The sequence below is a fragment of the Vibrio sp. FF145 genome (assembly GCF_041439075.1).
GTDB classification, from domain to species: Bacteria; Pseudomonadota; Gammaproteobacteria; order Enterobacterales; family Vibrionaceae; genus Vibrio; species Vibrio tasmaniensis_A.
Genome location: NZ_JBGONH010000084.1, coordinates 1,446 through 10,504, shown reverse-complemented (window position 1 = coordinate 10,504; position 9,059 = coordinate 1,446). Strand labels below are relative to the sequence as shown.

At 39.9% G+C, this 9,059-nt stretch carries 4 protein-coding genes; 3 read left to right on the top strand and 1 reads right to left on the bottom strand.

The features are described 5' to 3' along the window. On the bottom strand, positions 1 to 2,718 hold a 2,718-nt coding region (locus ACED42_RS20885), incomplete at its 3' end, for an ATP-binding protein (RefSeq protein ID WP_371703996.1). 468 nt (positions 2,719 to 3,186) lie between these two features. Between ACED42_RS20885 and ACED42_RS20880 the strand changes: the two genes are divergently transcribed. The 3 genes from ACED42_RS20880 (at position 3,187) to ACED42_RS20870 (ending at position 8,067) form a co-directional block, all read left to right on the top strand. Then, positions 3,187 to 3,858 (top strand): WYL domain-containing protein, encoded by a 672-nt coding sequence (locus ACED42_RS20880; protein WP_371703994.1) that lies wholly within the window; start codon positions 3,187 to 3,189, stop codon positions 3,856 to 3,858. Between the two features lie 73 nt (positions 3,859 to 3,931). Beyond that, positions 3,932 to 5,587, top strand: coding sequence for a hypothetical protein (locus tag ACED42_RS20875; protein WP_371703992.1), 1,656 nt, complete (start codon positions 3,932 to 3,934; stop codon positions 5,585 to 5,587). Then, entirely contained in the window at positions 5,584 to 8,067 is a 2,484-nt protein-coding gene (locus ACED42_RS20870; protein WP_371703990.1) for a hypothetical protein, read from the top strand. Before ACED42_RS20875 ends, ACED42_RS20870 begins: the two co-directional genes overlap by 4 nt. Positions 8,068 to 9,059 lie beyond the last annotated feature (992 nt).

Here is a 9,059-nt window from a genome sequence, read left to right as displayed (position 1 = left end):
TTCTTCTTGAAGATAAAAGCGGCTTTCCCCGGAAAGCCGCGATGAACCTTTTTCTAGGCTGTTAGTACAAGTAGTAAGCTTCGCTATGGCCTCCTTGACTGTAATGAGACCTTCTTCATATGACTTGATTGAAGACGATACTTCATCAATTCTTTTGTTTACCGACTTCTCATAGTCGTCTCTCTTCGATTCACCTCCCGTGATCTGTCGATCTAAAACCAAAATTTCAGAATTGTAGCTATCAATATATTTCCATTCTGATTCTAGCCAAGTGTCATAGTCGTGAATTAAAGCTTGAAATGTTTTTATTTCCTCACATTGGCGTTCGAGAGATTCCCACTTCGACTTGGCTCTTTCGATACTGACTGGATCTACTCCTTTACTCATCAAGGCTTGGTTGAACGCTAACTTGTAGTCACTAACTCTGTCTGAAATTATCTTTTCTTTATTTTTGATCAGCTCATCAATAGCACTTTTTTTCGCGTCCTCTTCTGACAAGCGATAATCGAAGTTAGCTTTCACCTGAACACGCTCTTGTTGATGGCGCTGTTCTTCGTTTTCGAGTTTTTCTTTCAGCTCAAACTTAATGGTAAAAAGTTCAGACTCTAGTACGCTTTTCTTTTTCTTAACTTCAGATGTACGACTTTCAGCATCACTTTCAAACTGGACTGTTTTTTGATCTTTTAGGAGATTGAGCTTGCTCAGTTCTTCCTCAAAGACTTTTGTTCTTTGACTTTGAATTTTTATTTCTTTGTGAAGCTTATCTGCTTCTTGCTCATCACTTTTGGCTCTGCTCTTCGCTTTACCTTGCCGAACTTCTACCTCTGACTCCTTGATTTTTAGAGTCTCTAATCGCTCTGAAAGCTTCTCTTCACTCAGACAGTAATCAGGAAGTGCGATTGAATCCAGATCCAAATAGAGACCAAAAATCGACTCCGTAGCTTCTGGGTCGAAAAATGGTTTCAAGTTTTTCGCATTTAACAAACTAGGAGTGATTACTTTGCCTATATTGCCGCGCCAATCAGGCACTTTTTGATCTAGGTACTCGTTGAGCGATCCTTTTGCTGGCAATAATGCACGACTAACAGAAACTATTTCATCTGAAATTTCTTTTAATTCGCTAGTACATGTGTGGTAAGTAGAAAGACTGCTCTCATGATTTTTCTCTGCCTGACGTAGTTGCTCATTCAAATGAATTACTGCATTGTGAGAAGCGTTAAGTTTTTCACGCTTACTCTCAAGATCACTTTCCAGACTACGTAATTCGCCTTTTTGTTCTGGTGTGAACTCTAAAGACTGCCCTTCTAGAATTGCAAGTCGGAATTGTTCTTGTCTTATCTTGTCAGACTGTTCATCGAACTCATCTTGCAACTTTTTCTTTTGAAGGTTGAGGTCACTCTGCATCGCCTCTAAACGGTCGTTTTTTTGCTCGAATATATCTTCCTTAGTGTTAAGTATGCTATTGATTTCTTTTTGCTTACGGGAGCGGAAATTAGCACATTCGAGTTCCAGTTTTTGTACCTGACTGTTAAACGTACTTTCTTCGGTTTCTACGTCTTCCAGTAAGTTGTCGTAATGTTTCTTTGCAGATTCTGCTTCCTTCAGCAAGTCACTCAAGCTATTGTAAAGCGTGATTTTCCCTAAAATATCATCCTCGTTCTCGTACTTGTCACGCTTATTGTAAATAGCATCAACTACTTTGGATTTCCTTTCAAACTCAGTCCGATGAATGCTTAACTCAGTATCAAGCTTTTGAAGTCTATCTTTCCTCTCACTGACCAGAGAGCCGTGCAACTCCTTCTGCGAACGAATTTTGTCAGACAACTGAGTGTCATTTAATGCCAGTTGACGCAGATAAGAAGCGATTTGAGCTCGATAGGAGTTTAGTTGCTTTATGTACTCATCAAGGCTGTCTTTACTTGCAACTGCTTCATCGAACTTACTCTTTTTAGTGTCTAGTTGAACAAACACATCTAGGCTATTTGCTAGGTTGATATACTCTTTCTTATATGGGACATCGTCCATCGATGTATTGTTCAAGAAACAGTCCACAATCATCGTCTTAAAACGACTCAACATTTTCTTATGGCGCATCATTGTCGCCGTCAAAATGTCGATATGATTCATGTTATGGCTCGCAGAACACAACGAGTACTCATGAGCGATTGCAACTAAGTTTTTACCCGTACTACGTCTTTGGGCCAAACGCTTTTTATTGTTTAAAATTACTGAGCGGTAATCGACACTAGTTTCAATTTGCGAACTTACTGACATTGACTGAGACACAAGGTTTTTAAGCCATGTTCGAGTTTCACTTCCTTGCTTAATTAGCTCGTCGTACAAATGCTGAGAAAACAATTGTTCAGCGGTTCCTGTCAAAAACCTATAAGCGACACTGGAGCCATTTCGATACATTACAGAACACTTTCTCTCACCAAGCTTTTCATATTCGAACACGATGACAGATTTTGGGGTGGGCAAGTAGTAATCAACAAAGGAAACTTTATCCGCTTGTCTATCCACCAGCTTACTCGGATCGGCTCCATAGAACGCTGGAAGTAAGCTTAACAGAGTGGATTTACCAGCTCCGTTATCACCCGTATTGTTGCTATGCCCGATAGCCTTGACCTTGAATAGTTTCCCAGGGATAAATGAGTGGAAAAGTACGATTCCTAGTAGCTTTGAACTCTTCGTTTCAGTTTTATTTATTTCTTTCATTACAGTGCGGTAGAGATATTCTCAACCCCTCGGCTAGTGAATGATTTACGACAAACTTACTGACTCGGCTGCCATTAAGTTAGTCCGTTATTTGCGCTTCCAACTTCCACTAGAGTCAAGAGGCATTTTAAAAGAGAAATGCCTCAACACCCATAAGAGCCGAGTGTAACGTGTCTACTAGCGGTCAGATAATCAACTGATTTTATATTACACTGGTATCAAAAGATTCGTTAGAGTAAATTAGTACAGTTCATTTTGATAAGAGTACTCATTGTGCGTTGTGTTGAATCTCCACAAACAAAACGACTAAGGCTTATTGATTTCTATCTTTGCTTCTTCGGGAAAGTGAATCGATCCGACCTTATTCAGCACGGTGATATCGCCGTTGCTACAGCCAGCCGTTCTTTTAACGTTTACAAGGAACGCTGCCCCAATAACACGGTTTTCAACGAAAGCATACGAGCATATATGAGGTCAACATCGTTTAGCCCTGCTTTTGAGCATGAACCAGAAGCCGCTCTTAGATTAATAGCGTGGGGGCAGGAGCTAAACTCTATTCCAGTAACAACTTATGGTGTAAGCAGCTTCGCGACAGTGTTAGATTCGCTATCAATTGATATCGTCTCTCAAGTCACAAGATCGATCCTGAATAAACACTGTATTTCTGTCCTGTACAGCTCCTCAACTAGCACCGAAACTAGAACCCTTACACCTCATTCTCTATTCAAAGGACTTGGGGCTTGGCACATCCGTGCTTGGGATAGTAAAAGACGTAAATTCCTGTGCTTTAGAATCAGTCGAATTCTTAAGGCTGAGCAAACTGACTGCTCATACGACAAGACTATAGAGGACGATTCTCTTTGGAACCGTGATGTCGTCTTAAGTGTTGCACCACACTCTAAGCATGAAAATAGAAATGACTTAGCCATTGATCTTGGTATGGAAGGTCAATACGTACGAAACATTACAATCAATGAAGCGTTAGCGGGCTACGTGCTCAATGACCTTCACGTAGACTGTACGCCTGATGCTTCTTTGCCACCGCATGCCTTCAACTTGCAGTTGATGAATAGGCACGAGCTAGAGCATGTTGACTCTATTCGAGCCCTAGTACCTGGATTTAAATCAGGAAACCGATGACCATCACTAAATACCAAATTAGCGTATAGACAGCTATACATATTTGTTTTGTATATCCTTAACGAGTAGGACAATGAGCTTGAAAGCTACCTCAGATACTGGTTGGGTTAAGCCGATTAATCAGATTACTGGCCTCGACCATTTAGGAGTGCAAGCTCCATGCATCGAAGTCTACGGTAAACTTCTTCCTGGAATCACTAATGTTACCGATAGAGCTCGGTACTATTCGTTCTACGCATGGGTGTTTTATGCCTTCGAAAGGAAAAAGTGGTTAGATAGTGACACTTTTTTAAAAATGTTCCGAAGAGCAGACTGCCTATTCACACTTGCCGCTATGGCACATGAAACAAGTGATGACGGTGCAGTTAATCACTCTGGGGCTCTTGTAGGCAAGGATACATTTCAGAAACACTTCGAAGACATCACCTCAGGGAAAAAATTCAAGCTATCGCAATTTAGCCATACTAATCCTGATTCCTCTCGATACTTTAAGAACTCCTTTGGCGGCCTAGGACAGTATTACTTTGGCACACTTTGCAACCTAAAAATACTAGCGGGTGAGTCTCCTAAAAACGGGAAGCTCATTGAAGAAGTAGGACTAAAACTAGCCAAAGCATTTGACCAAAACGTTAACTCATCACTTTTTTTGGAAACTATTGAAAATGATGAGTTTACCTACGAAACTCTGACTTATTTAAAGTCATTCTGCCCATGTAATCTATCATGCGACAGTGAAGAACGAACTCTTTTAATTAACCTATTCACCAAAGGTTTCACGTCACTTTATCAAACAGAATACGAAACTGACTTTCAAGCTCTCAGCCGCGTTGAATCGATGGCTTATATCCTTGCTCTCACCGAGCATATTACTAAAACAGACACCTCTCAAAGTTTTGATGTGGCGGTCTTCCGAAAACTGGCTTATACAAATGCTCTTCAATACACAGGTAAATACGAGCACCTTTGGAACATTGAATCTAGCTGGCAAGATTACGCTAGAAATGAGATAGCCTCTATTGCCATGCAAGGAATATTTTACTGTGTTCTAAAAGCAACTGAATCTCGCAGACCGAACTTCAAAGACACTCGGTCAATAGCTGCGTGGTACTGGCAAGAAGGGCCTGGTGGCAAGGTAATATCAAATTATCATCACCAACAATTCGATCAAACCTTGTCTCAACTTTCTGTTCAGTTACCTAACTATGAACGATGGGATGAAAATAACCATGAAATGACTCTTGCCCACAGAGTAGAGAAACTTACAAAGAATGGCAGTAACGATTTAGAATCCATAACTAATAATTGCCTAATGATCTTGGCAGCACTGGTTTCCCGCACTCAGAATAAGTCGGGGTATAACAGCGTAGAGCTCCAGAAAAGCTTTTTAGATAGATACCCACTCAATCTGTTAGCTATCTGTGAAACTTTAAATACCCAATTGAGTAAACAATCTACTCTGTCAGGGTTGATACAATTAACTCACCATAGCTTACTTGAGAACCACTTTCTTGTTGCTATGAGAAAGCTAAGAAACCAACAACAGATGACCTTTCGTTTCCTACCCAGTGAATTTGGTATCGAAATAATAAAGCCACCCCCAGCAGTTTTTACGTCACCAAGATTTAAGCAAGTTATTCAAATTATGGCAGATCTTGGCATGGTTCGTATAACAAAGAACTCTTTTCTAGTAGAACCTGCGGGCTATGACATTCTGAAGGTGAGCCTATGAGCAGCCCTATTTCGCTCATAGAAGAGCTGAAGAAAGGTGGTTACGATTCATGCCTAATGACAAGCTACTCTATTAACTTTGCATTCTATGAAGAGTACCTTCTTCGAAAAATGCAAATTGCTGGTGTGACAAATCATTTACTGTTCGTTGATAATCGCATGTTAAAAGCGGCTATCCAGAATTTTCCACCTAAGTTTGCTGGCTACGCATACGGCATTGCACCTATGAAATGTAACCAAGCATTTCACCCCAAAGTGTATATGCTCCTTGGTAAAAGGAAAGGCTTGCTTGTAGTTGGAAGCCACAACATGACTCTATCTGGTTTCGGCAGCAACTTAGAAGTTACAAATGTAATTAGGTTCGATGAGAAATCTAACGAAGAAGATCTTTCTATTTTTAAAGATGCTTTTCATGCGTTTGAAATATGGCTGAATGATTATGGGCAAAGCTCGTCTCAGATAGTTAGAGAGATGTTAGGTAAAGCCAAGACTTTAGCTCCATGGGTTAAAAAGAAGCCGAAGCTACCTAGTAGCAATAGCTTCCTGTTTTCATCCTCTTCCAATAAAGAATGTCTTTGGAGAAGCCTCCAAACGCACCTACCGAAAACAGTTGACAAAACATACGGCGTTTCAGCGTTCTTTGACAGCTCGGGACAGTTCGTTTCTTCTCTTTCTGAGTTTTCTGTAGCTAAACCCATCATTGCAATACAGCCTAAAAGCGTTTGCCTGAATACCACAATACTGCACAGTGGCACCGTAAAATTTGTAGATATAAAATCTATCCAACCTGATAGTATGCCAGAGTTCACAACATACGCTCATGCAAAAGCTTTAGTATTTATCGCCAATCAAGAAACATTCTTCATATCAGGTAGTGCTAATTTCAGTAGCAATGCATGGCTTAAGACTGGCAGTAATACCAATGCTGAGGCAATGCTTCTTCTCCGAAATGGAGATGCAAAGGACGCAATAATCTCAACCAACTTTTTGGATATGGTAGCGTCAGAAGAAGTACTGGAAGTAAATAGCAAAGAGCTAAGCGAAGGCTCTACAGACACTACACATATCGAGTTGGTATTTGTTGAACTAGAACTTAACCAGTCTTTAGAAATCGAGCTCAAGGATAGCCATAGAGGTTGTCAGCCGTTTTACAAGGATGAGTTTGGTGACTATTACCAAATTGAACATACTCTAGAAAATCAGGTCATTATTATATCTGAGCAGTTGTTAGACTGCGGGAAACTGATCTACCTACTCCTTAATGAAAAGTTAATCGCTACTGTCGTTACACATAACGTCCCCTCGCTAGAAAAACTATGTGAGTCTTCTGAAGAACGCCAGTTAAGACAGGCTGTTTCATCATTAAGTACTGATTACCCTCAATTTGATCTTCTATTTAACTGCATTGAGAAGCTAACACCTCAATTACGCCGCCCTGTCGGTACATCTGAAAAATATATACCACAAACTCATGGTGATACGAATGAGAGAGATTCGCTCATTGTTAGCATTGATCAAGAAAACTACGCTCACACCAAGTCAGGAAGGCGTGCCATATCGTCGGATGGTTTAAACCTAATCTTAGATATGTTTCTTCATGCCATACCTTCTATCCAGCCAGGCAGCAATTCTCTATATAGAGAAGACCATTTAGGACGCAATGAGGAAGAACTTGTCGGAACAGATGATGAAGATACCGCTGAAAACCCAAGTATTTCTCCTGAGCAAGTAGAATATGTACATAAAAAGCTCACGAAAATACTTAATAAGCTTGAAAAGGTATATGTTTCTAACTCGGATAATGAAGCCAATAAAATGAGCTTTCTACTAATGGCCTTCGTTGTAATTCATAACCTTAGCCGTCACGAGTTTATTGTCGGTTCGCATGAAATCAAGGTACAGCCGACTAAAGACAATGCCAACAAAACAAAACCAATAGTTGATGAGAAGCACCTTAAAAAACTTAGAGAGATCTCTTTTTTCCGTTTCTTTAATGAAAAAGAATCTCCAATTCAGATCCTCAATGACAGTGAAAACATCTACAACAGCAACGAATACACCCAGTTGTTAGCACACGTCTCGTGGTTGCTTTTTAAGTTAGGCATAAGCTATAGCGACGCTCCACGGCTATCAAATAGTGATAAAGAATGCGAAATCATTCACTGCGCAAACGCTCAAATGCTTTTCCTGATGCAAAGGTTAGATGGTGATGAAAAGGCTTTTAAAACTGCGGAAAGCTTACTTGAAAGTGATTCATCGAGCGCTTTAGAGTGGTTACACAGGTCAATGTCGGAAACTGAACTGTTACTTTATGAAGACAGGCTCCCTTATAAAGGGTATCAATTAGCGAAATCAAATCTCGCTGGCTTTAACGGATTCTGCTTCGTTGATAAAAAAAGGAATAACAGGCCATCGGTACAACTTGCTACTGTAGGTTCGAACTTAACATTTTCCCGAAAATCCTTAGATATTGTATTTTGAGAATTATCGAACCCCAGTAGTGGAATACTAAATTTGGCCACCTTAACTAGCGATTTGCAAAGCCCTAGATAATCCATAATTTGCTAATTTAGTAGTTTCACTAACACAAAATTGTCCGTGCGGGATGCCTGCTCTGCCTTAGCTTCTACTTTCAAGTGTTTTCGTGTCAATGATGGTCTACAAGCGGGACTTCAGCTACAATAGGCTTAGGTAAGAGAAGGATTAGTCGAATTGAAAAAGCCCTTCCACCCGCTCTATAGCCGAATTAATGTAGGTACTTCGGGAGAAGTTTAAAGTTAGAGCGACTGCGAAAAGCGTATATACAAAAAGGTAATTCGGTGATAACACGCCCTCACTTATGGGGGCGTTTTTATTTGCAGATTTTGATCTCTAATCTAAGGGAGTTAGTTGATTAAAGTTTATCTGCTTTTCTCAGCATGATGTTCTTTGTTAACAGCCACTTGACCAACATTTTTGAATATAGTCGCGTTAAAAGTTCGGTTGACAGTTTAATTTTACTCCATAGCTAAACATCTTGAATCAGATCCAGTAGAACATAATCCTTATCTAAAATTGAATACGTTGCTCTAGAAGTTTACGAATAGCCAATGTTCTATTAAGAGGCAGTTCGATTCAGATCGTAATCAATTATTCACAGAGTCTATATAATGTTGTTTTTACGAACATAATTCCAATTAAAAGGTAGCCTTCGATGGTAACTAGGTTGCCCGAAGTCTAACTAGTGCTCTGATCTACATGGGCTTACTACTGATTCAGCCTTCAAAATTCTTTTCTTATGATCATTTCATGCCAGCTTAATGAACCGAACAAGCAAAAACACCAGTTTAATAGGCTAACTTGTGAAAAACATCAGATTAAATGCAGCCAAAGGGAAAAGTATCAGATTAAGAAGCTAGTTTGAGAAAAACATCAGAGTAAATGCAGCCAAAGGGAAAAGTATCAGATTAAGAAGCTAGTTTGAGAAAAACATC

Excerpts from the sequence above, each read along its gene's own strand:
- ACED42_RS20880 (WP_371703994.1), top strand. The coding sequence starts at position 3,187 with ATGAGGTCAACATCGTTTAGCCCTGCTTTTGAGCATGAACCAGAAGCC.
- ACED42_RS20875 (WP_371703992.1), top strand. The coding sequence starts at position 3,932 with ATGAGCTTGAAAGCTACCTCAGATACTGGTTGGGTTAAGCCGATTAAT.
- ACED42_RS20870 (WP_371703990.1), top strand. The coding sequence starts at position 5,584 with ATGAGCAGCCCTATTTCGCTCATAGAAGAGCTGAAGAAAGGTGGTTAC.